This is a genomic window from Halomonas sp. SpR1, assembly GCF_031010175.1.
GTDB lineage: Bacteria > Pseudomonadota > Gammaproteobacteria > Pseudomonadales > Halomonadaceae > Vreelandella.
In genome coordinates this window covers 1-22,158 of the sequence record NZ_JAUAMB010000016.1, presented here as the reverse complement: position 1 = coordinate 22,158, position 22,158 = coordinate 1, and the positions used below count along the sequence as shown (strand labels likewise).

General features: G+C 53.4%; 29 protein-coding genes. 17 read left to right on the top strand and 12 right to left on the bottom strand.

Going from position 1 to position 22,158, the window contains the following annotated elements:
- The first annotated feature begins 45 nt into the window (after positions 1 to 45).
- The 6 genes from QT231_RS12765 to QT231_RS12740 are packed head-to-tail and all read left to right on the top strand — an operon-like array spanning position 46 to position 5,799.
- On the top strand, positions 46 to 1,068 hold the full coding sequence (locus tag QT231_RS12765) for a LacI family DNA-binding transcriptional regulator (RefSeq protein ID WP_308337237.1): 1,023 nt from the start codon (positions 46 to 48) through the stop codon (positions 1,066 to 1,068).
- A gap of 11 nt (positions 1,069 to 1,079) precedes the next feature.
- Positions 1,080 to 2,111, top strand: a complete 1,032-nt coding sequence (locus QT231_RS12760) for an ABC transporter substrate-binding protein (RefSeq protein WP_308337236.1) — start codon at positions 1,080 to 1,082, stop codon at positions 2,109 to 2,111.
- A 2-nt stretch (positions 2,112 to 2,113) separates the two neighbouring features.
- Entirely contained in the window at positions 2,114 to 3,010 is an 897-nt protein-coding gene (locus QT231_RS12755) for an ABC transporter permease (RefSeq protein WP_308337235.1), read from the top strand.
- Entirely contained in the window at positions 3,007 to 3,813 is an 807-nt protein-coding gene (locus QT231_RS12750; RefSeq protein WP_308337234.1) for an ABC transporter permease subunit, read from the top strand. Before QT231_RS12755 ends, QT231_RS12750 begins: the two co-directional genes overlap by 4 nt.
- Positions 3,814 to 3,857: 44 nt before the next feature.
- Positions 3,858 to 4,940, top strand: coding sequence for an ABC transporter ATP-binding protein (locus tag QT231_RS12745; protein ID WP_308337233.1), 1,083 nt, complete (start codon positions 3,858 to 3,860; stop codon positions 4,938 to 4,940).
- The gene (locus QT231_RS12740) at positions 4,933 to 5,799 is read left to right on the top strand and encodes a phosphodiesterase (protein WP_308337232.1); all 867 of its coding nucleotides are present in this window, start codon (positions 4,933 to 4,935) and stop codon (positions 5,797 to 5,799) included. The genes QT231_RS12745 and QT231_RS12740 overlap by 8 nt, the downstream gene beginning before the upstream one ends.
- Here the strand turns inward: QT231_RS12740 and QT231_RS12735 are convergent.
- Positions 5,796 to 6,653, bottom strand: coding sequence for a methylated-DNA--[protein]-cysteine S-methyltransferase (locus tag QT231_RS12735; protein ID WP_308337231.1), 858 nt, complete (start codon positions 6,651 to 6,653; stop codon positions 5,796 to 5,798). The two genes, QT231_RS12740 and QT231_RS12735, sit on opposite strands and share 4 nt — an antisense overlap.
- Before the next feature lie 157 nt (positions 6,654 to 6,810).
- Between QT231_RS12735 and QT231_RS12730 the strand changes: the two genes are divergently transcribed.
- On the top strand, positions 6,811 to 7,734 hold the full coding sequence (locus QT231_RS12730) for a glutaminase (RefSeq protein WP_215093741.1): 924 nt from the start codon (positions 6,811 to 6,813) through the stop codon (positions 7,732 to 7,734).
- Between the two features lie 103 nt (positions 7,735 to 7,837).
- The gene (locus QT231_RS12725) at positions 7,838 to 8,440 is read left to right on the top strand and encodes a LysE family translocator (protein ID WP_308337230.1); all 603 of its coding nucleotides are present in this window, start codon (positions 7,838 to 7,840) and stop codon (positions 8,438 to 8,440) included.
- A 27-nt stretch (positions 8,441 to 8,467) separates the two neighbouring features.
- Here QT231_RS12725 and QT231_RS12720 read toward each other — a convergent pair whose 3' ends face one another.
- Positions 8,468 to 9,322: an AraC family transcriptional regulator gene (locus tag QT231_RS12720; protein WP_308337229.1), complete on the bottom strand. Its 855-nt coding sequence runs from the start codon at positions 9,320 to 9,322 to the stop codon at positions 8,468 to 8,470.
- A 162-nt stretch (positions 9,323 to 9,484) separates the two neighbouring features.
- Here QT231_RS12720 and QT231_RS12715 point away from each other — a divergent pair, with 162 nt between their 5' ends.
- Both QT231_RS12715 and QT231_RS12710 read left to right on the top strand, forming a co-directional pair.
- Complete coding sequence (locus QT231_RS12715; protein ID WP_308337228.1) at positions 9,485 to 10,303, top strand: DUF1206 domain-containing protein; 819 nt, start codon at positions 9,485 to 9,487, stop codon at positions 10,301 to 10,303.
- An 8-nt stretch (positions 10,304 to 10,311) separates the two neighbouring features.
- A complete protein-coding gene (locus tag QT231_RS12710) occupies positions 10,312 to 10,914 on the top strand; it encodes a VTT domain-containing protein (protein ID WP_308337227.1) in 603 nt (200 codons plus the stop codon).
- Positions 10,915 to 10,938: 24 nt separating this feature from the next.
- On the opposite strand, the gene QT231_RS12705 is transcribed toward QT231_RS12710, so the two are convergent.
- From QT231_RS12705 to QT231_RS12690, 4 genes are all read right to left on the bottom strand, one after another.
- Entirely contained in the window at positions 10,939 to 11,256 is a 318-nt protein-coding gene (locus QT231_RS12705) for an antibiotic biosynthesis monooxygenase (RefSeq protein WP_308337226.1), read from the bottom strand.
- A 35-nt stretch (positions 11,257 to 11,291) separates the two neighbouring features.
- Positions 11,292 to 12,080, bottom strand: coding sequence for a slipin family protein (locus tag QT231_RS12700; protein ID WP_308337225.1), 789 nt, complete (start codon positions 12,078 to 12,080; stop codon positions 11,292 to 11,294).
- Positions 12,081 to 12,138: 58 nt separating this feature from the next.
- On the bottom strand, positions 12,139 to 13,497 hold the full coding sequence (locus tag QT231_RS12695; RefSeq protein WP_308337224.1) for a nodulation protein NfeD: 1,359 nt from the start codon (positions 13,495 to 13,497) through the stop codon (positions 12,139 to 12,141).
- Between the two features lie 190 nt (positions 13,498 to 13,687).
- Positions 13,688 to 14,095, bottom strand: coding sequence for a DUF4019 domain-containing protein (locus QT231_RS12690; RefSeq protein ID WP_308337223.1), 408 nt, complete (start codon positions 14,093 to 14,095; stop codon positions 13,688 to 13,690).
- 209 nt (positions 14,096 to 14,304) lie between these two features.
- On the opposite strand from QT231_RS12690, the gene QT231_RS12685 reads away from it, so the two are divergent.
- The 6 genes from QT231_RS12685 (at position 14,305) to QT231_RS12660 (ending at position 18,399) form a co-directional block, all read left to right on the top strand.
- Entirely contained in the window at positions 14,305 to 15,048 is a 744-nt protein-coding gene (locus QT231_RS12685; RefSeq protein WP_308337222.1) for a class I SAM-dependent methyltransferase, read from the top strand.
- Between the two features lie 159 nt (positions 15,049 to 15,207).
- Positions 15,208 to 15,774, top strand: coding sequence for an isochorismatase family protein (locus QT231_RS12680; protein ID WP_308337221.1), 567 nt, complete (start codon positions 15,208 to 15,210; stop codon positions 15,772 to 15,774).
- Positions 15,767 to 16,774: a helix-turn-helix domain-containing protein gene (locus QT231_RS12675; protein WP_308337220.1), complete on the top strand. Its 1,008-nt coding sequence runs from the start codon at positions 15,767 to 15,769 to the stop codon at positions 16,772 to 16,774. The genes QT231_RS12680 and QT231_RS12675 overlap by 8 nt, the downstream gene beginning before the upstream one ends.
- A gap of 46 nt (positions 16,775 to 16,820) precedes the next feature.
- A complete protein-coding gene (locus QT231_RS12670) occupies positions 16,821 to 17,639 on the top strand; it encodes a helix-turn-helix transcriptional regulator (protein WP_308337219.1) in 819 nt (272 codons plus the stop codon).
- Positions 17,640 to 17,691: 52 nt separating this feature from the next.
- Positions 17,692 to 18,147: a carboxymuconolactone decarboxylase family protein gene (locus tag QT231_RS12665; RefSeq protein WP_308337218.1), complete on the top strand. Its 456-nt coding sequence runs from the start codon at positions 17,692 to 17,694 to the stop codon at positions 18,145 to 18,147.
- Between the two features lie 45 nt (positions 18,148 to 18,192).
- Positions 18,193 to 18,399 carry a YrhK family protein gene (locus QT231_RS12660; RefSeq protein ID WP_308337217.1) on the top strand — a complete coding sequence of 69 codons (207 nt, stop codon included), beginning with the start codon at positions 18,193 to 18,195 and terminating at the stop codon, positions 18,397 to 18,399.
- A 53-nt stretch (positions 18,400 to 18,452) separates the two neighbouring features.
- On the opposite strand, the gene QT231_RS12655 is transcribed toward QT231_RS12660, so the two are convergent.
- Positions 18,453 to 18,722 (bottom strand): antibiotic biosynthesis monooxygenase, encoded by a 270-nt coding sequence (locus tag QT231_RS12655; protein WP_308337216.1) that lies wholly within the window; start codon positions 18,720 to 18,722, stop codon positions 18,453 to 18,455.
- 181 nt (positions 18,723 to 18,903) lie between these two features.
- Here QT231_RS12655 and QT231_RS12650 point away from each other — a divergent pair, with 181 nt between their 5' ends.
- On the top strand, positions 18,904 to 19,101 hold the full coding sequence (locus QT231_RS12650; protein WP_308337215.1) for an addiction module protein: 198 nt from the start codon (positions 18,904 to 18,906) through the stop codon (positions 19,099 to 19,101).
- A gap of 186 nt (positions 19,102 to 19,287) precedes the next feature.
- On the opposite strand, the gene QT231_RS12645 is transcribed toward QT231_RS12650, so the two are convergent.
- The 5 genes from QT231_RS12645 to QT231_RS12625 all read right to left on the bottom strand — a co-directional run bounded on the left by QT231_RS12645 (position 19,288) and on the right by QT231_RS12625 (position 21,996).
- A complete protein-coding gene (locus QT231_RS12645; RefSeq protein WP_308337214.1) occupies positions 19,288 to 19,950 on the bottom strand; it encodes a GNAT family N-acetyltransferase in 663 nt (220 codons plus the stop codon).
- Complete coding sequence (locus QT231_RS12640; protein WP_308337213.1) at positions 19,878 to 20,456, bottom strand: nucleotidyltransferase family protein; 579 nt, start codon at positions 20,454 to 20,456, stop codon at positions 19,878 to 19,880. Before QT231_RS12640 ends, QT231_RS12645 begins: the two co-directional genes overlap by 73 nt.
- Positions 20,457 to 20,542: 86 nt before the next feature.
- Positions 20,543 to 20,917, bottom strand: coding sequence for a GFA family protein (locus QT231_RS12635; RefSeq protein ID WP_308337314.1), 375 nt, complete (start codon positions 20,915 to 20,917; stop codon positions 20,543 to 20,545).
- 117 nt (positions 20,918 to 21,034) lie between these two features.
- Positions 21,035 to 21,520, bottom strand: a complete 486-nt coding sequence (locus tag QT231_RS12630; RefSeq protein ID WP_308337212.1) for a RidA family protein — start codon at positions 21,518 to 21,520, stop codon at positions 21,035 to 21,037.
- 29 nt (positions 21,521 to 21,549) lie between these two features.
- Complete coding sequence (locus tag QT231_RS12625; RefSeq protein WP_308337211.1) at positions 21,550 to 21,996, bottom strand: hypothetical protein; 447 nt, start codon at positions 21,994 to 21,996, stop codon at positions 21,550 to 21,552.
- Positions 21,997 to 22,158: the final 162 nt, after the last annotated feature.

Below are 22,158 nucleotides of genomic sequence, written 5' to 3'. Positions count from 1 at the left end.
CTAATAAATGAGATCGATCTCATTGCATTGAAAATAGGTATTCGCATGGCAGATTTACTCAGTGTGGCCAAACTCGCTGGCGTCTCTCGGGCAACCGCAGCGCGGGCTTTTTCAAGCCCCGATTTGGTACGCCCAGCCACCCGAGAACGCGTTTTTACCGCAGCCCGGCAACTGGCGTTCAGGCCCAATAAAGTCGCTCAGCAGCTACGCTCGCAGGCCACGCAGATGATTGGCGTGATGGTGCCCAGCCTCGACAACCCTGTATTTGCCGAGCAGCTACAAGCCATGGAAGTGGCTGCCCGCGCAGCGGGTTACTCCCTGATCGTTACCACCAGCGAATACTCGCCCAGCCGCGAGGCTGACATTGTCGAGGAGATGCTGCGCCAGCGCGTCGACGGCTTGGTGCTTACCGTAGCCGAGGCGAATAACAGCGCTGTGTTGGACAAGCTGCGCTTGGAAACCACCCCCTGCTTGTTGGTCTACAACCCGCCTGGCAGCAGCGGTTTCCCCTCGGTCGGTGTCGATAACCGTGCCGCCAGCGTTGATGCCACCCGCCACTTGATCGCCCTGGGCCATAAGCGAATTGGCATGGTCGCTGGCCCACTGCTGCAATCAGACCGTGCCCAGCAGCGTTTTGACGGTTACTGCCACGCGATGGGCGAGGCGGGTCTGACTCCACACCCACTGGTTGAAATGGCCCGTCATACCCAAGCTGACCTAGCCAGCCTGACGCCTGAGTTGCATGGGCCAGACGCTCTCAGCGCGGTGATTTGTACCAATGACCTGCTCGCCATCAGCCTGATGGGTGAACTTCAGCGCGCCGGATTTAGCGTGCCTGATGACCTTTCCGTCATGGGCTTTGATGGTATTGCCCTGGGCAAGCACCTCTACCCGTCGCTATGCACCATTGAACAGCCTCGCGCCGAGATCGGGCGCAGCGCGGTTCACAACCTGTTAGCCATGATTCGGGGAGAAAAGCGCACTCCCGCTCCCCTGCCCCACGCGCTGCGTAAGGGCGAAAGTGTCGGAACCCCGACATCCCGTAAGTCCACGTTAAGCACTTTATAGAGGAACTTGGTATGAGTCTTAAACGCATGAATCTTAAGCGTCTTTATCAAGCGTTATTGACCACGGCGGTTATCGGTGCATCATGGGGCGTTGCTGCCCAATCAAGCGACAACACGATCTGCTACAACTGCCCGCCAGAATGGGCAGACTGGGGCACGCAGCTGCGTTTGATTGAGCAGGAGACCGGCATTCGCGTGCCCCAAGACAACAAAAACTCCGGTCAGTCATTAGCCCAGCTGGTGGCTGAAGCAGCGAGCCCGGTGGCGGATGTCGTCTACTACGGGGTGACCTTTGGCATTCAGGCCATGGAAGAGGATGTGGTAACGCCCTACCAGCCTGCCCACTGGGAGGAGATCCCCGAAGGACTGAAAGATCCCGAAGGCAACTGGTTTGCCATTCATTCCGGCACGCTCGGTTTTATGGTTAACGTCGATGCCCTGGATGGCGCGCCAGTACCGACCTCATGGGAAGACCTGCTCAAGCCCGAGTATCGCGGCATGGTGGGCTACCTTGACCCGGCCAGCGCCTTTGTCGGCTACGTCGGTGCCGTGGCAGTCAACCAAGCCATGGGGGGCGATCTTAACGACTTTACCCCAGCAATCGACTACTTCAATCAGCTTGCCGACAACGATCCGATTGTGCCCAAGCAGACCAGTTATGCACGGGTGCTTTCCGGCGAGATCCCGATTTTGCTTGATTACGACTTCAACGCTTACCGGGCTCGCCACAGCGATGGTGCCAACGTGGAGTTCGTGATTCCCGAGGAGGGTACCGTGGTAGTGCCTTATGTTATGAGCCTGGTAAAAGATGGCCCTAACCCCGAGAACGGCCAGCAGGTACTTGATTTTGTGCTGTCTGACCAAGGCCAAGCGGTATGGGCAGACGCTTACCTGCGCCCCGTGCGCGCAAGCGCTATCTCCGCAGAGGCACGCGAAGTATTCCTCCCCGATAGCGATTACGCCCGCGCCGAAGCACTCGACTACACCGCGATGGCGGCTGCCCAGCGAAGCTTCTCCGAGCGGTATCTGTCGGAGGTGCGCTAATCATGACAGCAGCATCCAAGCAGCCCTCCGGGGCTGCTTCTTACGTCAATAGTCCTCTAATCATGGTGGGCCCCGCGCGACAGAAAAGCTTTATCGCTATGGTCGCCTTACTGCCTGCACTGGTGATCTTCTGCGCCTTTTGGTTACTGCCTTTTTCACGTCTGATCATGATGGGTGCCGAGCCAGACCCAAGTAGCGGCATCAGTGCTTATCTGACTATTCTCACCCATCGGCAGTACTTGATTAGTCTAGCGACCACCGTTGGTCTCTCGCTGGTAGTGTCTCTGGTAGCGGTAGCCATTGCCGGGGTTGCCGGTTTTTTTCTCGCCCGGCAGCGTTTTTTTGGCAAGTCCATACTAGTGGCTATCCTCACCTTTCCGCTGGCCTTTCCTGGCGTAGTGGTGGGCTTTCTGGTCATTATGCTGGGTGGCCGCCAGGGTGCCCTGGCGCAAACCAGTCTGTGGCTATTTGGCGAGCGCTGGATATTCGCCTATTCACTAGCCGGGCTATTTATTGGCTACCTATATTTTTCTATTCCTCGCGTTATCACCACGGTAATGGCCGCCTGCGACAACCTGGATCAAAGCCTTGAAGAGGCGGCCCGCTCGTTAGGGGCAAATACCTGGCAAGTCACTAAAGACGTTATCGTGCCCGGCATTGCGCCCGCACTGCTGTCAACTGGCGCCATCTGCTTTGCTACCAGTATGGGCGCCTTTGGAACGGCGTTTACCCTGGGCACGCGGCTAAGCATCCTGCCACTCAATATCTACGGCGAATTCACCAACTACGCCAACTTCGCCATGGCGGCTGCGCTTTCGGTGGTGCTGGGCGTGATCACCTGGATGGCGTTAAGCCTTGCCCGCCGGTTGGCAGGCGGTAATCTGGGAGCCTCCGTATGAAATCGCGACTACGCTTCACGCTTCAACTACGCTTCATGATGCAATTAGGTTTCACCCTGCTGGTGTGCTTATTTATGATCGTGCCCGTGGCCATGTCGGTGATGGCGGGGCTGACCGAGAACTACTTTGTCGGCCTTGAGAGTGGGCTAACCCTGCGCTGGGTCAATGAGGTTTGGCAGCTCTACGCCGATACCATCTGGCTCTCCATTAAACTGGCGCTCGCCTGTTTACTGATCACTATCCTGATCGGCGTCCCCGCCGCCTACGGTCTACTGCGCAGCCGACGCCGCTGGGCCAATGCCATTGAAGAGCTGCTGTTGCTACCAGTAGCCGTCCCCGGTCTCGCCACCGCTCTAGCTCTACTGCTCGCCTACGGTAGCTATCGGGAATTTCGCGGCAGTTGGCTGTTTATTCTTGTCGGCCATGTGCTGTTTACGCTGCCCTTTATGGTGCGCGCGGTGCTCTCCGTGATGCAAACCGCCAAGCTTCCGCAACTAGAAGAAGCCGCCGCCAGCCTGGGTGCCAGCTTCCGGCAACGCTTTTTCGGGGTGATCATCCCCAACTGTATGAGCGGCATTCTGGCGGGTGCGCTGATGGTAATCACCTTATCCATCGGTGAATTCAACATCACCTGGATGCTGCATACCCCCTTGACCAAAACGCTACCGGTTGGGCTAGCCGACAGCTACGCCTCGATGCGACTGGAAATCGGCTCGGCTTACACGCTGATATTTCTAGTGATGGTGGTGCCCTTGCTGGTGGCGATTCAGTGGGCAGGTCGTCTCACCGAGCAGCGTCGCTAAATGCCTATTGAAAGACACCTAACTGTTTTAGTTGAGAATCCATTATGAGTTCATCTGTCAGCATCACGCTAAACCAATGCAGCCGCACCTTTGCTGGCGGCAACACGGCGCTACAGCCGCTGGATCTGCAGGTTCACCCAGGCGAGACCTTGGTGCTCCTAGGCCCTTCAGGCTGCGGAAAAACCACGACTCTGCGTATTATCAGCGGCCTGGAAAGCCCCGACAAAGGTGGGCAAGTGCTGTTTGGCAAGCGCGATGTCACTGCCCTGCCGATTGAGAAGCGCGACGTGGGAATGGTGTTCCAAAACTATGCGCTATTTCCCAACATGAGCGTTGCCGACAACATTGCCTACGGTCTTAAAATACAGCGTTTACCGCGGGCCGAGATTGCCCAAAGACTTGACGAAGTCATGCGCATGGTCGACTTACAAGGCTTTGGTGACCGGCGTATTGACGCTCTCTCCGGCGGGCAAAAGCAGCGCGTCGCCCTCGCCCGCGCAATTGCCGTGCGCCCCAAGGTACTGCTGTTCGACGAACCGTTGGCAGCCCTCGACGCTAAACTGCGCGACCGTTTACGCATTGAAATTGGCCAACTACTGCGTGAATTGGGCACCACCGCCGTGTACGTCACCCACGATCAAGACGAGGCGATGGCCCTGGGTGACCGCATCGCGGTAATGCAAGCCGGACGCATTGCCCAGTTAGGCACGCCCCAAGAGATTTACCATCAGCCAGCCAATGCCTTTGTGGCCGATTTTATTGGCGCGGTTAACTGCCTGGACGTGATCGGCAGCCGAGCAGATGGCGGGTTAATCGTGCATGGCGGTGAACTCTCTGCCTCTCACTTGCAGGACGTACCCACGGTCTACTGCCGGCCAGAAGATGTTCAGGTAGTGCCGCTTGACCAAGCCGACGTAAGAGGCACGGTAGTGCAAAGCATTTTCCTGGGTCAGAGCCAACGCCTGATGGTCGATACTGGCGATGCCTCACTCCTCCAGATTGAGGCGCCTTCCCGCCAGCGCTGGCCTAACGGTACCGCGATTGGCCTGGCACTCCCCTCCCAGGTGCTTTTTCACCCAGCCAAGCCCACACCCTCTGTTAATACCAAGGAGATGGCCAATGGCTGATCACTGTCTTAAAACCTCAACGCCTGATCCAACCCGGCAATGCCTTATCGCCCAGATTAGCGACCCGCATATCAAGGCGGGCGGAAAACTTTCTTACCGTCAGGTGGATACCGCCAATGCGCTGCGCCAAGCGATCAGCAAGCTCAATCAGCTAGCGCCGCGGCCCGACCTGGTGCTGATTAGCGGTGACTTGGTTGATTTTGGTCATCCCGACGAGTACGCCACTTTTAAGCAAATCCTGGCTGACCTGGCGCTGCCGGTGTACTTGATCCCTGGCAATCACGACGACCGCCAACATCTGCGAAATGCATTCCCGGAACACCGCTACCTGTTTCAGCATAACGACTACTTGCAGTGGGTGGTGGATGATTACCCGGTGCGCTTAGTGGGGCTCGACTCATCGGTGCCGGACAAACCCCACGGGGAGCTAAGCGATGAGAGCCTGCAGTGGCTGGATAAAACGCTGGCAGCGCAGCCCGATAAACCGACGCTGGTCATGGTGCACCACCACCCGTTCGTGAGTGGCATCGACCATATGGATCGCCAACCGCTCAAACGACCAGAGGCGCTAGCCGACGTCATTGGCCAGCATGCCCAGGTCGAGCGCGTGCTCTGCGGGCATCTGCACCGTTCGATCCAAGCCCACTTTGCCAACACCCTGGCGATGAGCTGCCCCGGCGTTTCCCATCAGGTTAGCCTGGATCTCACCCCAGACGGCCCCGCCCACTTTCAACTAGAGCCTCCCGGTTACCTGTTGCACCACTGGTCGGCGGCTAGCGGCATGGTGACTCACCAAGGGTTTATCGACCCTTACCCCGGCCCTTTCCCGTTTTATGATGCGAATGGGCTAATTGATTAAGATGCGGCCATGGGAGAAAGCGATTCGTTGTCAACCTTTGCCAACTCCCAGGCTTGCACCATCTGCTTTTTGTCTAACCCCCAGCGATAGCCACCCAGTGCGCCACTTTGTTGAATCACTCGGTGGCAGGGTATCCATACCGCGATGGGGTTAGCGCCCACCGCATTGCCCACTGCGCGGGACGATTTAGGCGTGCCCAATGCCTGGGCGATATGCGAATAGCTGGCCAACTGACCTTCGGGAATCGTCAGCAGCGCCCGCCAAACCGCTATTTGAAAGTTAGTGCCGGTCACGTGCAGCGACAAAGCAGCAGTTCCCTCTTCGGGTTGATTAAAAAGCTTTTCCACCGCAAAACGGGTAGCATCGGGGCTATGGCACAGCGTGCTGCGCGGCCACTCTTTGGCAAGCCGAGCCAGTAACTCCTCCGAATTAGTCGCATCGACAAAACCCATACGGCAGATACCCCGGGGGGTTACCGCTACAAACATGCTACCTAAGGGCGTTTCATGAACCCCGTAGGCGATCTCCACGCCTTCACCCTGGCGCTTATACTCTCCCGGGGTGACCGCTTCTAACTGCACAAAGTGATCGTAGAGCCGGGAGCCGCCGCTTAGCCCCAGCGTATGGGCAATATCCAGCAGGGATGTCGATGCTTGAATCAGTTGCTTACTGCGCTCTAACGTCAGCGCCTGCAAAAAGCGTTTGGGGCTGATACCCGCATAACGACAAAATAGCCGCTGGAAATGAAAGGCGCTTAAATGCACCTGCGCGGCCACTGTTTCCAGGTTGGGTTGCTCCGCTGCGTGGGCCACCATATAAGCCATGGCTTTTTCGATACGCGCATAGTCGTTCATTGTGTTATCTCTGTGCATTGGGACTGCCTATCTTCATCAGCCTAAGCGTTCACAAGCGAGTTGCCGACCCGAATCTTGCTAATGGCGTTAGCAGACAGCTCCCAACTTTTCCGCTAGGGTAATGCCCCCGCCTCCACTGACGGTACACGATACGCCCATGCAAGACTTGATCAATGACATTGCGGCCACCATGGCGAATGCCGAACAGCGTGGCAAGGTCGCCGACTATATCCCCGAGCTTGGCCACGTTGACCCACAGCAGTTTGCCATTTCGCTGGCGACCGTAGATGGCAACGTGTACTCGGCGGGATGTGCCACAACCCCCTTCTCCATTCAGAGTATCTCCAAGGTATTTACGCTGACTATAGCGCTGGGGCAAGTGGGTGATTCGCTGTGGTCGAAAGTCGGCCGGGAGCCCTCAGGCGATCCATTTAACTCCATCGTTCAACTAGAGCATGAAAGCGGCAAGCCGCGTAATCCGTTTATCAATGCCGGGGCCATTGCGGTGGTCGATGCGATCATGATGGGCCATGAACCCAAAGAGACACTGGGCGAGATTCTCAGCTTTGTGCGCTATATCGCCGATGACGACAGCATTTATTTCGACCACGCCGTGGCCGCCTCAGAGATGGCCCACCGTGACCGCAACGCGTCACTGGCGCACTTTATGAAAGCCTTTGGGCATCTACGCCACGATGTCGATAAAGTGCTGGGTACTTACTTCCACCAGTGCGCCATCGCTATGAGCTGCGAGCAGCTTGCCCATGCAGGATTGTTTTTGGCCTCGGATGGTATCAACAAACCCAGTGGCAAACGCGTGGTAGCGCCCCAGCGGGCCCGCCGGATCAACTCATTGATGATGATGTGCGGGCACTACGACGCCTCGGGAGAATTCGCCTTCCGCGTCGGCCTACCCGGCAAAAGTGGCGTCGGCGGCGGCATTCTGGCGATTGCACCGGGACACGGTTCTATTGCCGTCTGGTCGCCGGGGTTAGACGCCTATGGTAATAGTTTACTGGGCACCCAGGCTCTTGAAATGTTTGTGCAGCGTACCGGCTGGTCGGTGTTTGGGCATTATTAAAAGCTAAGCGTGAAAGGCAGTCGCTTAAGTAGCCACCTCAATTTTGTTCAATACCCCCAGTGGGCACCCCTGCAAACTCCTTGCACTACCAAGGAGGATAACAATGAGCGCTACCCTACTGCTGCCAACGCTACTACCCATGTCTGCATTTGCTCTCGCCGCGTCTATTTCGCCGGGGCCGGTCAACATTGTTTGCTTGAGTAGCGGCACGCACTACCCCATTGTCAAAGGGCTTATTTTTGTAACCGGCGCCACGCTGGGGTTTGTTGCGCTGTTTTTAGCCATCGGCGCGGGGCTTTACTCACTGCTGAGTGTGGCGCCGCTGTTGGAAGCGCTTTTACGTTGGGCAGGTATTGGTTTTTTACTCTACCTTAGCTATCAACTGTTTCAGCACGATGGACGAGTACAGGAACGAGGCGCCAACAACGCACCAGGGTTTTGGGCTGGCGCTATGATGCAATGGCTTAACCCTAAAGCATGGCTGGCGTCTGCCGCTGGCATCAGCGCTTATACCAGTGGAAACGAGCCCTACCTGCTATGGCTATTCGCTGCGCTTTATTTGCCTATTTGCTGGCTATCGCTGGCCAGTTGGGTCGTTGCAGGGGCTTTTCTCAAACGCTATGTGCACCGCCCTATCATTCTGCTGACGATTAACCGCGTATTGGCTATCTGCCTGGCCGCCAGTGCACTATTTCTGTTGTTTTGAGTGCGCTTGTTGTTTTGAGTACGTTTGTTATTTGAGGAGCGGATAGCGGTACTGGTTGGGTGTGGCGGCCACCAGCCGCTTAAACGTTCTTTGAAAGTGGGGCTGATCATTAAAGCCAGCGTTCAAAGCGGCCTCAACAATCGGCTGCCCTTGCTTGAGCGCTTTTTGCCCCAGTTGGATGCGCTGGTTAATCAGGTAGGCATGAGGCGTCAGCCCGAAGTGCTGTTTAAAGGCACGAATCAGGTGCCCAGCACTATAGCCCGACTGCTGACATAAGCGTTCAAGCGAGACATCAGCGGCACAATTGGCACGCAAATAGGCCGCAACCTGTTCTAACGCACTGGGCGCTTGGGGCAATGCCGCGGGGGACTCTTGGACAAGCACTTGCATTACATTGGATAAATACTCGATTAGCGCCGCTTGCTTATCATCAATTTCCCGTTGTTCATCCAGCAAACAAGCGGCCATATCGCAGTACCCAGCATAAAGCGCTGGCTGGGTAATAACGGCGGTGGCAATGTCCTGCCAGTTAGGTGCATCCAGCAGGCCCAATTGATAGCGCAACTCACTCAGCCACGCGGTATCGACATAGAGCATCAAGTAAGCCCAGGGCTGATTCTCGATGGGGTTACAGGCATGCACCCAGTGGGGGTTCATCATCACGATATCGCCCGCGCTAATCTGATACTTCGCGTCACGATAGCAAAAGGTGCTTTTACCTGCAGTCACAGCCCCCAGCGACCAATGCGTGTGGCTGTGCGGCGCATAGCAGACCTGTCGAGCATCGCTGATTTTACGCAGCTCCACATAGGGCATACGCGCATCGCGCCAGAAGATAGGTGCTGAGATAGTTGCTGAGATAGGTGACGAAACTCTACTCATGCTCTGCTCACAATATTAAAAAATAGTGAAAACAGCGATTAGCTCTGTTACTTGACCTAAGCTGGACAATAGCACAGCACAAGCACAGTATGGGCCGCTGATAAGCACTATATGAACTAGATTGCATAGGATATGCAACGCCAAACACGTCAGGAGGACACCATGGCCGACAGTATAAAGAACCCCGACCATCGTGATGCGATTACCCTTTTCGCCCGCATGGGCTACGCCTCTCGCGGTATTGTGTATGTATTAGTAGGCGGCCTTGCAGCGCTGGCACCCCTTGGCCAAGGCGGTCAAACCGAGGGCAGTCGGGGCGCCTTAGAGCGGGTGCTCACCGCCCCCTTTGGTAACGTGTTGCTAGGCCTCATTGCCGTTGGCTTGGTTGGCTACGCTATGTGGCGGACTATCCAAGCGGTTAAAGACACCGACCACCACGGCGATGGCGCCAAAGGGTTAGCGATTCGTGCGGGTTTATTAGCCAGCGCCATTACCCATACGCTGTTAGCGTTTTTTGCCGCAACGCTCATCTTCCAATATGCGGGTTCTTCGGGTGATTCAGGTGGCGGCTCGCAGGGGGTGGCCGGCTGGCTGATGGAGCAACCTTTCGGGCGTTGGCTGGTAGGCGGGGTTGGCCTCATCATGATCGGCGTAGGCATGTCCCACGCGTTTAAAGGCTACAAGGCCAAATTCGATAAACACTTCGCCATGCCACCACAAACTCAACAATGGGCCTATCCCATCTGCCGCTTTGGCTTAGTGATTCGTGGACTTGTGTTTGTAATTGTGGGTAGCTTTTTTATCATCGCCGCTTATCAAATCGACCCCAATGAAGCAGGCGGGATGGGCGAAGTGTTTAGTACGCTGCGAAGCCAACCCTATGGCCAGTGGTTGCTTGCGTTTGTCGCTTTAGGGCTATTCGCATTCGGTCTTTATAGTGTGCTAGCGGCTATTTACCGCCGCATTAATCCCGAGATGTAGTCACCACCATGGCCATAACCTCAAAGCGAACTAAACAGTGGTTCGAGCGCATTAATGGCTCAAAGAACATGCTGTGGTTACTGGGAACTCTCTCCTTTCTGGAGACGATTATTCTGCCCATTCCCATCGAGCTGGTATTGATACCGCTGATGGCGGCGAACCGACAGCGTATCTGGGCAATTGCCACGGCCACCACGCTGGGCTGCTTAGTGGCGTCGCTCATCGGCTATGGCGTGGGCATGGTGCTATTCCAATCCGTTGGTACCTGGTTTATCGAATTCATGGAGATGGAGCAGAGCTATCAGGCGTTCCAAAGCTTCTTCGACCAGTACGGTTTTGCTGCGATTCTAGCCATTGGCATTTTGCCAATTCCTTTTCAGATCGCGATGATTACCGCCGGGCTGTCTGGCTATCCCATTCTGCTTTTTGCCCTGGCGGCGCTCATCGCCCGCGGCTTACGCTATTTCGGCCTGGCTTGGCTGGTTCACCGCTTTGGTCATGACGTTCTGGTGTTATGGAAACGCCATGCCTTGGTAACCAGTTTGGTAGCAGGGGTCATTGTACTGGTGATAGCGCTAGGGATGCAGGCGCTGGCAGGGATGGTTGTGTAGGCAACTGAACCTGTGGCTCATCTCTTAAATGCCGTAATCCCGCTCTACCTTGGCGATACGGGTTTTAAAGTGCTGATACCACTGTTGATGCCCCAACCGCTGGGCTTCTTGATGCTCAGCATGGGCTTTCCACGCTTTAATAGATGCTATATCAGCCCAGTAGGAAACGGTCACACCCACTTCATTTCTGGCGGATTCCACCCCCAGAAATCCCGGCTGCTGGGCTGCAAGCTCAACCATTTTTGCCGCCATCTCATCATAGCCATCTTCGACCTCTGTGCGGAGTGAGGTAAAAATAACCGCGTAGTAAGGGGGTTCGGGGGTATCAGCAATCAGCGGCATTGGATGTCCACGTTGGTTAAAAGCTTACGCTGGTGTCACTGTTCAGGTTTATCGTCGTTTTGTACCGGCGAGACATGCTTAGCCTTCATATCTCTAAAGGCCTCCATGATATCCATCGGTAATGGGAAAACAATTGTTGAAGCGTTCTTGTTACTCATATCACTCATGGTTTGCAGATAGCGGAGCTGTAGTGCAGCCGAGTTTTCCTGCATTACGTTAGCGGCCTCAACCAGCTTTTTGGAAGCCTGAAGCTCCCCTTCTGCGTGAATCACCTTGGCGCGGCGTTCACGTTCAGCCTCGGCTTGGCGCGCAATGGCACGGATCATGCTCTCATCCAAATCCACATGTTTGATTTCAACATTGGCAACCTTAATGCCCCATGCTTCGGTTTGGGTATCGATGATTTCCTGAATATCGTCGTTGAGCTTATCGCGCTCGGAAAGCATCTCATCCAGGTCATGCTTACCCAGCACGGAACGTAAAGTGGTCTGTGCCAACTGGCTGGTCGCCTGAGTGAAATTCTCCACTTGAATAATCGCCTTTTCGGGATCGACAACGCGGAAATAAAGCACCGCATTCACTTTGACGGTGACGTTATCCTGGGAGATCACGTCCTGCTCCGGCACATCCATGGTGATCACGCGCAGATCCACCACCTCCATCTTCTGAATAGCGGGGATCACAATGACAAGCCCAGGCCCTTTGACTGTTTGGTAACGGCCCAGAAAGAACACTACGCCACGCTTGTACTCCGGCAGTATGCGGATGGAGGCAGCGATTAACATCACCACCAGCACGACAGGCACTAAGTACGAAATTATCATTGGACACCTCGTTTGGCAGTTGGTCGGTTATGTCAGATAGCAAGTCTAGCGGTGAGCATTACTGGCGCTTCACACATACCGTCAAGCCTTCAAGACGCATTACCACAAGCTTGTCCCCCTGTTTAACTGGCGCATCGCTCGACGCGTTCCAGCGTTCGCCATGCAGCCGTACATGGCCGTGGCTGGTAAAATCCTCCAGGGCAATCGCGGTTGCCCCAATTAACTCCTCCGCCCCGCTATGAACCGGGCTCTTCCGCAGCGTTGCAAAGCGGGTTAACGTCCATAGCATCAAGCCCCCGGACACCAATGCCACCCCGCCGATTAGCGGTAACGAAATGGCAAGATGCTCCGCATCCATCAACATCACTGACCCCAGCACAAAAGCTACGATGCCGCCCGCGCCTAACACGCCGAAACTGGGCATAAAGGCCTCACCGATCATCAGCGCCATACCAACGACCATCAGGGCCAGGCCCGCGTAGTTAATGGGTAGTACCTGAAAGGCGAATAGTGCCAACAAAAGGCAAATGACACCGATGGTGCCGGGAAAAAGACTGCCAGGGCTGGAAAGCTCAAAAATCAGACCATAAAAACCAATGATCATCAGGAAATAGGCAATATTGGGGTTGGTGATCAGTGTCAGTAGCTGGGTACGCCAATCCGGGTCGTAGCGTTCAATGGCAAGATCGGCCGTCGCCAGCGTATGCTCTCCTCGCTCCATCACCACGGTCATGCCGTCAATCTGTGCCAGAAGGTCATCGATATCCCGCGCGATCACGTTGATGACATTTTGCTCTAATGCCTGATTTGCAGTGAGATTAACCGCCTCGCGCACTGCCTCTTCTGCCCAATCCGCGTTGCGGCCATGGCGTTCAGCCAGGCTGCGGATAAAACTCACCGCGTCTTCCAGCACCTTGCGCTCCATGGCACTACCCTCACCTCCCGAGTCCCCCTCGGTGCCTTCACCATCATCAGTACCGCCCATCAGCCCACCGCCACCCAGCTGTACCGGCGTTGCGGAGCCCAAATGGGTGGAAGGCGCCATGGCAGCCACATGGCTACCATAAAGCAAATAGGTGCCTGCGCTTGCTGCGCGTGCACCGCTGGGAGAGACATACATCACTACAGGGAGGTCGGAATTGAGCGTTTCGCGGATGATATCGCGGGTCGTATCGACCAGACCGCCCGGTGTATCCAGTTCGACAACCACCACCTCACTGCCTTGCTCACGGGCATGACGTAACCCACGTTGGAAATAATCCTTGGTCGCGGGGCCGATAGCGCCTTCAATGTTAAGCACCAAAGCGTTGGGCGAAGAGGTTTGTGCCCTGGCTTGCCATGTGAAGGAAAGCACAGCCATCAGCAAACCAACCACCAATAGCCAAAGCCAGTAAGATCTGTGAGAAAGGGAATGCATATCCGCTCCTCGTATTCAGCGCCTTTGACGTCCCCGCCTGAATCTTAAGCAGCGACATACACAAGGTTATCTACTCAACGTAGCACTCACATTGAGCTTCGTCATGAGCGGAGTGATGACAGGATTTGAGCGCAACCCGAAGAGTGGCATAAAAGCCAGGGCTCGTTTCGACGCTTTTTTGAAGGGTGAGTTAGTTCACGTAATAACCGCTGACTTTCCAGATACCCTCTTCCAAGTGAGGAGTGATGGTCTCAGTGATCTGAGGTTTGTTCTCGAAGCGAGTCTGGAAGGTCAATACCGCATAGTCGCCTCTTGGAGCCCCTGGCATGGAAGTTTCACGGACAACGCCCACTCGCCGACGCGATTGAACGGCCCCAAAGTCGCGACGCGCCGCACCAATTGTGCGCTCCAACATATGCGGCGAAAGCGGCTTTTTCAGGAGTGGAGATGAAGCTTCCCATGCCTGCTCATACTGGCCACTATCGATGGCCTCTAGCCACGCCAACGCCGCCGCCTCTGCATCACTGGTGTTTGCATAGGCAGAGGAGGATAGCGTGAGAAACAAGGTGGCAAAGATAAGGATCAGCGTTTTAGGCATAGCAGGGTCTCTTGGCATTTAGCAACGACCAGAGAAGTCTTCATGGCCTTAGTTATATATCGGTAAACGTCAGGATTTCTTTAGGGCCCTAGGGCCACAGAAGGTATTTGATTAACACCACGTTTGCCAGCTATGCCCGCTTCTAAAACCCTACCCGCTCGTTTACTATGCGCCACCCACCATTTTTCAGTTGCCACTATTAGGTCACTATGTCCGCCAACGCCCTCTATACCGGCCTTTCTGGCTACTACGATTTGATGTGCGTGGATATCGACTACCGAGCACAAAGCAATGCCATTCGCAGACTGCATCAGATGTTCGGTAACGGCGGAACCACGCACCTTGACTTAGCTTGTGGCACCGGCCCACACGTGCGCCATTTCATCGACGCTGGATACCAAAGCAACGGGCTGGATATTAATCAACCCATGCTGGATATCGCCGCCGCGCGTTGCCCAGAAGCTCAGTTCACGCGCCAAGACATGAGTCATTTTGAGGTTGGTGAGCCCAGCGACTTAATCACCTGCTTTTTGTACTCCATCCACTACAACGATGGGATTGAAAAGCTCGCGGCATGCATATCCAGTGTGCATCGTGCGCTAGCATCTGGCGGTATTTTCTGTTTTAACGCGGTCGATAAAGACAAAATCAACAACGACTTATTTGTTAAGCACACCGCTAAACAAGCAAGCGATTTATTCACCTTCCGCTCTGGATGGCACTACAGCGGTCAAGGCGAAAAACAGTCACTTAGACTGAGCATTGAGAAAGCCAATGCCGATGCGTCGCAAGTATGGAACGACGAACACCCCATGGTGGCGGTCAATTTTGCGGAGTTAATTGCCCTGCTAGCGCCTTACTTTGAAGTGCACGTGTTTGAGCACAACTACGAGACCATCAAGCCCTGGGATACGACCTCTGGAAACGCTATTTTTGTCTGTGTGAAGAAATAAACCTGACTTGTTCCTGAGAGAAACCCTTTGCCGTGGTGCTAGCTAGAAGACAAAGCTTAAGTATGGCCGAATCTGTCCCCTTTGTGACCGGACAACGCATCGTTGGCAGAATGTATAACAGCTAATCTGTAATCTCACTTCCACACGATGAGATTAGCCATGATCCAGTCTAAAACGGCGCTGCTATTAATTGACGTTCAAGCCTCCTTTCCCGCCCGCGACTACTGGGTAGAATCGCTGGCTCAAGCATGGCGTCCCAAGCAGCGCACAGTGCTGAACGCCGCACAGGCAAACAGTATTCCCGTTATCCGCATTCTGCATGAAGAGCCTGGCAGTCAAGGAGCCTTTGACCCTGAAAATGGCCTGATTCGTCCGCTTGATGGCTTTAATGATGAAGTAGCGGTGACCTATCATAAACGTGTCCATAACGCCTTTACCGACACCTCGCTTGAAGGCTGGTTACGGGAGCGCGGCATTGAACGGCTGGCGATAAGCGGTATTCGTACCGAGCAATGCTGCGAAACCACCGCCCGAGTAGCGTCGGATTTAGGCTTTAGCGTCGACTTTATCAGCGATGCCACCCTAACCTTCCCCATGACGCGCCAGGGTGTCACCTGGTCAGCGGATGATATTAAGGCGCGCACCGAGCTGGTACTTGAAGGCCGTTTTGCACGTATTATCAGTACACATGACATGATCAACGAATGGCAAAATACGCGTGAGTGAAGAGCAACAAACTAGCCAGCTGCAATCTGCAAGGGCTAAAACCTTGCGGATTGCGGTGCTGATGATGCCTGGCCAGGTGCCGCTCGATTTGATTGGCCCACTTCAAGTATTGCAGTGTGCTGACCGGCTTTCGATAGACGTCCAGGTACGCTATATCGGCCCCAAAACGGCCATGCAGTGGCTAGGGCCGCTAACCCTTAGCGGCATTGACCCCTTACCCGAACAGCTTCCTCCTCAAGATTTACTGCTGATTCCAGGCCAATACCGCAATAGCCTTGAGCCATTGGCGCAACAAGAGTGTGTCGGTTGGCTCAAGGCAAACGCCCTCTATGCGGATACGCTAATGACCGTTTGCTCCGGCACGCTATTACTTGCGGATGCGGGTCTATTAGAGGGGCGACGCTGCACCACCCACCACGCTCTCATCGAACAGTTACGCCTTAAAGCCCCCAGGGCAAAAGTACAGAGCGACTGTATCTTTATCGAGGATGGGCGCTACTTAACCAGCGCGGGGATCTCAACCGGTATTGATACCATGCTCTACTGGCTTACCCGCGCGTGTGGACACTCGCTGGCCCTGGCGGTTGCAAGGGAGATGGTGCTGTATCTGCGTCGCAGTGGTCAGGAACCTCAACTGGGCGCCTGGCTTGAGGGTCGCAATCATGTGGATGAGCGGCTGCATCGCGTTCAAGATGCCATATGCGCCGCGCCCTCGCAGACCTGGCGTATCGAAACATTGGCGGCTCAGGCAGCCATGAGCGAGCGGCATTTTCGGCGCCAATTCAAAAGTCTCACCGGCATGCTGGTGGGCGACTACATCATGGGATTACGCTTGCAGCGTGCCAAAGCGTTAATGACCGAAACGACTTGGGCGCTAGCGCGCATCGCCGAAGCTTCCGGATTCGGTGATGAGCGCCAGCTAAGGCGCGTATGGGCACGCCAGGAAAAAGCACCGCCTAGCGTATGGCGGCAGGCCAGCTCCCAAAAACGGCCTGATTGAGTCAATAAGAGGCTATCATTAATAAAACTTCTCGCTGATTGACACCATGACCAACCTTATTCTGCCAGGCAACGCTAACTATCTAAACTTTCGGTATCGCCTGCCTGATAAGCGATTAACCCCCTGGGTTCAATGCTTTTGGTCAATGGGAGGCCCTGGTCACCTCACCGAGCCCAGAACCGAAAAATTCTACCCCGATGCCGGGGCTAGTCTTAGCATCAAGCTCTCCAATTCCCACCCTGTCATCACGCTCTGTTTCAACAGGCGCACGTTGATAGAGACGCTCGATACGACCACCCCCTGTTTGGGCATTCGTTTTAGAGCTGCAGGTGCCCACAGCTTGCTGGGCTTACTACCCGAAGCATTCACAGATACATACCATCGCTTGGATAACGAGCTTGAAGCACTGAGTTTGCAAAAATTAAGGTTGCAAGGATTAATGCCCGTGGTAGAGCGCCTCTACCAGTTGGACTCACAGCAAGGCTTACGACTGCTGGAAACATGGCTGTTAGATCGTCTACAGAGCCAGCCACCTGCCAATAGCCGTATCACTTCGCTTGCTCAAGCCATTGGAGAGCTACAGCTTCCACCCCAACAGTTAGGCGCCACGCTAGGGTTTACGCGACGCACCCTGGAACGCAAATTAAAACGCGAGGTGGGCGTTTCCCCAGGCCAATTAGTCGCCTATGCCCGACTCAACCGCGCCCGCCACGGGCTGCTTGCAACCACACTGCCCCTAGCGGAAATAGCGCTGCAATGCGGCTACTATGACCAGGCTCACTTCACCCACGCCTTCCAATCACTTGCCTATGAAACGCCCGCCGCCTATCGCAAACGCAAACTGTCGCAAATTTACAAGGCGTAAAAAAACCTCGACGTTAAGCTGAGCTCTCAACTTACTCATCGAGGTCACCCACATGTCTACTCGTATTTCTCAACAGTCAGTGTATCGCCTTGCCCCGCGCCTAGCTAAGCACCTGACCGCATTAGGCGATGTTGCTTCAGACTCAACGGTTAATCGCTCGATCATTCACTTAGTCAACTTGCGTGTTTCGCAAATTAATCACTGCTGCTTTTGTCAGCACATGCATTCGCAAGAGGCCAGAGAGGATGGCGAGCACCAGGTTCGCCTGGACGTATTGCCTGCGTGGCGTGAAGCCCCTTGCTTCAGCACACAAGAGCGCGCCGCACTCGCCTGGGCAGAAGCGCTCACACTTGTCAGCCAGCAAACTGTGAGTGACAGCGACTATCAAAACGCACTAGATGCGTTTGGCGAGCAAGGGCTGATTGACCTCACCGCCATCATTGTTCAAATCAACAGCTGGAATCGGATATCGGTGGGCTTTCAGTTTGCCCCCGACATCAGTATTTAAACCCAGTGAAGCACTTGAAAGTAAAATTGCAGATAAGGAAATAAAATGAACAGTGAGACAACCCAGCGTCAACAGCTACCCAACCTGCTCGGTCTCTTATCAAGCTTATTTTTCTTCTTTGGCAGCCTTTTATTTCTTCCCGCTTTTGCGATTTATGCAACCGTAGGCGTCTGGTGTTTTGTAATGGGGTCGCTGATCATGTTTATTATTTACGTAATCAGCATGAAAAGTACTGGTGGTAAGTGTGCATAATTAATTCAACATTGCACGTTGATATAGCCGCTGGGGTTTAGCTACCTAGCGGCTTACTGGCTGTAATGCCTTTCAACATTGGCCGAGACCTTCCCCCACGCGGAAGCTTTCACTCTAATCTGATGAAACGCAAAAGATTCTCGGTTTACAAATTCCTCATACACATCGAATCGATAGGGATTTGTAGTGCATTGAACAACCTCAAAAACGAGGCAGCCTGGCTCAGCCAGGGTTAACCGCTTATGGTTGATGAGCTCTGCTTTAACGGCATCCAGATCCTGTTCGGGGACGATAATAAATCCTTTCAGTATGACCTTTGGCATTGAATTTTCCTCGACGCATAATCCGCTACCAGGGCCGATAATGTGGCTCCAACACCAGTCTATAGACGGGCTTAATGGCCTTGTCATCAGGTTTAATTTACTGCATGATTTTGAAATTGCCGTTTCACAAGGCTGAGTGAAAAATGAATACAGCGCAACTGGAACTATCACGAGCGAAGCAATGACCCTATCGGAGAAGGAACGGGCTAAACTCGCTCATGATTTGGTTGCAAGCTTGGACGGTATGGCTGAAATCAGTGTATTGGAAGCCTGGGACGAGGAGATATGTCGCAGAATCAATAATCTGCAATCTGGCAAAACCGAATCGTTAGAAGTAAGCGAAGCCCTTGAACGTGCCCGAGCTCTGATAAGGAACTAATTTTGAGGGGATAGGCCAAGCAAGAAAACTTGGCGCAAAGGGTTTGATCCTTCAACAATTTCCTTTTTCCCTTGTGACTGTGGTCAATAACCAAACAATTACCATTGTTGCTTTCGCCCATCATTCGAGAAAGCCAGGGTACTGGCATAATCGAGTCAGCTGACGGTCTCCAACTCTTGGGGCTACTCATCGCGCAATTGTCGCGTCCATGCCATTAGTTTGAAGTGCGTCCCACTGATGCTGAGTTAACCGATACAACCTCACTGGGCGGTCATGGAAATCATGGATGTCGAACGTAGAAAATCCTGCTTTTGCTGCAACCTTAAGTGACGCAATATTCTCAGGCTCAATAATCGCCACCACCGACGATAGTTGCTTTTGACTAAATGCATCATTGAGCACCGCTTGCACTGCTTCAGACGCCAGACCTTTACTCCAGTACTGTTTGGCTAGCCGATACCCTAAACCGACCTCCTCAACGCCATTTACCTCTTCGGTACCGACACCGCAAAAGCCGATAAGCTTACCGGAAACCTTTTCTACTAATGCCAACGGCCCGATATTGTGAGTGGCATAGCTCTTCAAACACCATTCAATAAACCGCTGGGTCGCTGCTTCATCGCAAACGCCACGGATCGAGTATTTCATCACCTCAGGATCGCTGAGGATGGTGGTCAGCTCGGGAACATCATCTAGGGATAACGTCCGTATCAATAGTCTTTCCGTTTCGCAAGTTTGCACCATTTCCTCCTTGTTGATGATGCTCTTGGCAAGCGCTAGCCCCGAACACAATTGATTGTCGTGGGAATTACCGTATTTACGACCAATTTTGGCCAGGTTTGCAGCCACCGTTTGCTATATATACGTGCCTCAAAATCTGCTCGCTTTGGCCTTTTGGGATTTAATGTGATGGTATAGTCAAACAGTGGCTTAACACCAAAGGGAGCCACAATAATGACTTCTCCATCATCAGCCAAAGAAGCACCTACGGCAGTCTCTACTTCAACCCAGAAACTCATGGCATCTTCAGTTGAGGTATACGGACAGTCCATATTCCGCTCGTGCATTCTTGCCTGGTTCTTTACCGACCACGGGAGCTTCGAAGCGCCCCTTAACTCGCCTTCAATTTCCCAATCACGAGACTCGCTCATATCTTGCTGATCGAAGTAAATTAAATCAATGTCGTTTAGCGGCGTACTCGATGAGAAGTCATGTAGCTTGTCCCACACCAAATTTCTAACGAATCCAGCGGCGAGGCACCAATCCGGCAGTTTCAGAGCAGCCGCTATAGTAAGCGCCTCCATCCGCGCCGGATCATTCGTCACCCAATGTTTTATCACCGCTTCATGATCCATCTAAATACCTAACTCATGCGCTTATTTATAGCTACGAAGCCACGAAAAACCGATCAAACAAAATGCTAAGCCTTCCTTATCCCCTGTTATTGATCAGATTCATGGTTGATACCATCACTAACCGGCAAATCATCCATGTCGAAGGGATTAATACCTTCCAAACACCCGACATTAAACCCATACACATCAGGGTTCGAGCGCGTTTGGTGGTGAGTGTAGATGCCGCAGTTTGAACAGAAGTAGTGCTTAGCGACGCCTGAATTGAACTGGTATAGCTTTAAATGCTCAGCGCCGCGGAGAATACGAAGACCGTTCAATGGCACATAGGCCATGACAGCGCCTTTGCGCCTGCAAATAGAGCAGTTACACCGTTTCGGGTCGACAAGCCCTTCAGGTAAATCAAGTTCGAGCTCTACTATGCCGCAGTGACACGTCGCCCTGTGCTTAGGTTGAATTTTCACCCTGCCTACTTGCCTGATCACAAACCTTTTCTCCTTTGCCGATCCTCGCTGGATCCTGATCGGCCTCAACGCTTTATAAAAGCAGCTACCAAACGTGAGTGCAATTCAATGAAGAGGTTAAGCATGGCGATCGTGTGGCAAAGAAAACTCAACGATGGCCTCAATTTCCACAGCAAACCCCTTCGGCAGTGATCCAACGCCAATGGCAGAGCGTGCATGCTCACCGCGCTCACCAAGCACCGTAACAAACAGATCGGAACAACCGTTGATGACTTCAGTGTGGGAAGTAAAGTTGGGATCAGCATTGACCATACCAAATATCTTCACAACACGTTGAACCCGATTAAAGTCTCCCAGAGCTTCTTTGATGAGCGCGAGTAGATACAGACCAACCTCTTGAGCGTAGGCCCGAGCCTGCTCAACAGTCACTTCCTGCCCCACTTTTGGGACAGCCACTCCCTCTTCTCGCAACGGAGCGCCTTTACCTGACAGATAGAGCATATTGTTCGAAATGACATAGGAACGAAAGTTGCCCCTTGGCACGGTAACGACGGGCAGTTCCAAGCCCAATGAGCGGATACGCTCTTCTACGGTTGATTTCATTACAGGCTCCACATCTATGCTATTGAGGGTTAAAGATCTAGACGATACACATCCCATTTTTTGATCTCACTGAAGCCAAAGCTTTTTATAAGACCATACCCAAAATTAATCTCTTTAAGAACGCGCATCTCGACTCTACAGCAATTTTCAGATTGTGATATGCTCACAGCATGTTGCAGAAGTAATTTTTTATTTTCTTCAGTAGCAAAGCCATCGATCAAGTACAGATCTTCAATATAAAGAACACGTGAAGCGATATAACTCGCAAACTTAAAATTATATATATAGAAACCAATGGGTTGATTGTCTTGATAAACCAAGAATCCAAAACAAGCAGGCGTAGTGGCCAAAAAAACGTCAGCGTAACTTTGTCTATCAGCAGTAAACAGATACCTTTGATTTTCGGATTCGGCAAGCTTGGCATTTAAGTCAAAAAGATCATCGATATTTTCATTATCTACGCTCGCAAGTTCCATAGATTCATATCCTATCTTTTTTTCAATTGTAAAAACCTGAATTCAAACATTAAGCGCAGCACCTGCGGTTTTCAGCGCCCCTGAATACTCTCCCAGGAACACTTGTGCCGGTGTCCGATACCCCAAGCGTTTTCTGGGGCGGTTGTTCAACTTGGCAACGAC

What these genes read in the sequence shown, in the direction of transcription:
- QT231_RS12725 (WP_308337230.1), top strand. Translation starts at nt 7,838, where the DNA reads ATGAGCGCTACCCTACTGCTGCCAACGCTACTACCCATGTCTGCATTT.
- QT231_RS12705 (WP_308337226.1), bottom strand. Translation starts at nt 11,256, where the DNA reads ATGCCGCTGATTGCTGATACCCCCGAACCCCCTTACTACGCGGTTATT.
- QT231_RS12695 (WP_308337224.1), bottom strand. Translation starts at nt 13,497, where the DNA reads ATGCATTCCCTTTCTCACAGATCTTACTGGCTTTGGCTATTGGTGGTT.
- QT231_RS12690 (WP_308337223.1), bottom strand. Translation starts at nt 14,095, where the DNA reads ATGCCTAAAACGCTGATCCTTATCTTTGCCACCTTGTTTCTCACGCTA.
- QT231_RS12720 (WP_308337229.1), bottom strand. Translation starts at nt 9,322, where the DNA reads ATGAGTAGAGTTTCGTCACCTATCTCAGCAACTATCTCAGCACCTATC.
- QT231_RS12765 (WP_308337237.1), top strand. Translation starts at nt 46, where the DNA reads ATGGCAGATTTACTCAGTGTGGCCAAACTCGCTGGCGTCTCTCGGGCA.
- QT231_RS12655 (WP_308337216.1), bottom strand. Translation starts at nt 18,722, where the DNA reads ATGCCAAAGGTCATACTGAAAGGATTTATTATCGTCCCCGAACAGGAT.
- QT231_RS12670 (WP_308337219.1), top strand. Translation starts at nt 16,821, where the DNA reads ATGACCAACCTTATTCTGCCAGGCAACGCTAACTATCTAAACTTTCGG.
- QT231_RS12680 (WP_308337221.1), top strand. Translation starts at nt 15,208, where the DNA reads ATGATCCAGTCTAAAACGGCGCTGCTATTAATTGACGTTCAAGCCTCC.
- QT231_RS12700 (WP_308337225.1), bottom strand. Translation starts at nt 12,080, where the DNA reads ATGATAATTTCGTACTTAGTGCCTGTCGTGCTGGTGGTGATGTTAATC.
- QT231_RS12650 (WP_308337215.1), top strand. Translation starts at nt 18,904, where the DNA reads ATGACCCTATCGGAGAAGGAACGGGCTAAACTCGCTCATGATTTGGTT.
- QT231_RS12745 (WP_308337233.1), top strand. Translation starts at nt 3,858, where the DNA reads ATGAGTTCATCTGTCAGCATCACGCTAAACCAATGCAGCCGCACCTTT.
- QT231_RS12640 (WP_308337213.1), bottom strand. Translation starts at nt 20,456, where the DNA reads ATGGATCATGAAGCGGTGATAAAACATTGGGTGACGAATGATCCGGCG.
- QT231_RS12755 (WP_308337235.1), top strand. Translation starts at nt 2,114, where the DNA reads ATGACAGCAGCATCCAAGCAGCCCTCCGGGGCTGCTTCTTACGTCAAT.
- QT231_RS12625 (WP_308337211.1), bottom strand. Translation starts at nt 21,996, where the DNA reads ATGGAACTTGCGAGCGTAGATAATGAAAATATCGATGATCTTTTTGAC.
- QT231_RS12630 (WP_308337212.1), bottom strand. Translation starts at nt 21,520, where the DNA reads ATGAAATCAACCGTAGAAGAGCGTATCCGCTCATTGGGCTTGGAACTG.
- QT231_RS12660 (WP_308337217.1), top strand. Translation starts at nt 18,193, where the DNA reads ATGAACAGTGAGACAACCCAGCGTCAACAGCTACCCAACCTGCTCGGT.
- QT231_RS12685 (WP_308337222.1), top strand. Translation starts at nt 14,305, where the DNA reads ATGTCCGCCAACGCCCTCTATACCGGCCTTTCTGGCTACTACGATTTG.
- QT231_RS12665 (WP_308337218.1), top strand. Translation starts at nt 17,692, where the DNA reads ATGTCTACTCGTATTTCTCAACAGTCAGTGTATCGCCTTGCCCCGCGC.
- QT231_RS12740 (WP_308337232.1), top strand. Translation starts at nt 4,933, where the DNA reads ATGGCTGATCACTGTCTTAAAACCTCAACGCCTGATCCAACCCGGCAA.
- QT231_RS12730 (WP_215093741.1), top strand. Translation starts at nt 6,811, where the DNA reads ATGCAAGACTTGATCAATGACATTGCGGCCACCATGGCGAATGCCGAA.
- QT231_RS12735 (WP_308337231.1), bottom strand. Translation starts at nt 6,653, where the DNA reads ATGAACGACTATGCGCGTATCGAAAAAGCCATGGCTTATATGGTGGCC.
- QT231_RS12750 (WP_308337234.1), top strand. Translation starts at nt 3,007, where the DNA reads ATGAAATCGCGACTACGCTTCACGCTTCAACTACGCTTCATGATGCAA.
- QT231_RS12760 (WP_308337236.1), top strand. Translation starts at nt 1,080, where the DNA reads ATGAGTCTTAAACGCATGAATCTTAAGCGTCTTTATCAAGCGTTATTG.
- QT231_RS12715 (WP_308337228.1), top strand. Translation starts at nt 9,485, where the DNA reads ATGGCCGACAGTATAAAGAACCCCGACCATCGTGATGCGATTACCCTT.
- QT231_RS12710 (WP_308337227.1), top strand. Translation starts at nt 10,312, where the DNA reads ATGGCCATAACCTCAAAGCGAACTAAACAGTGGTTCGAGCGCATTAAT.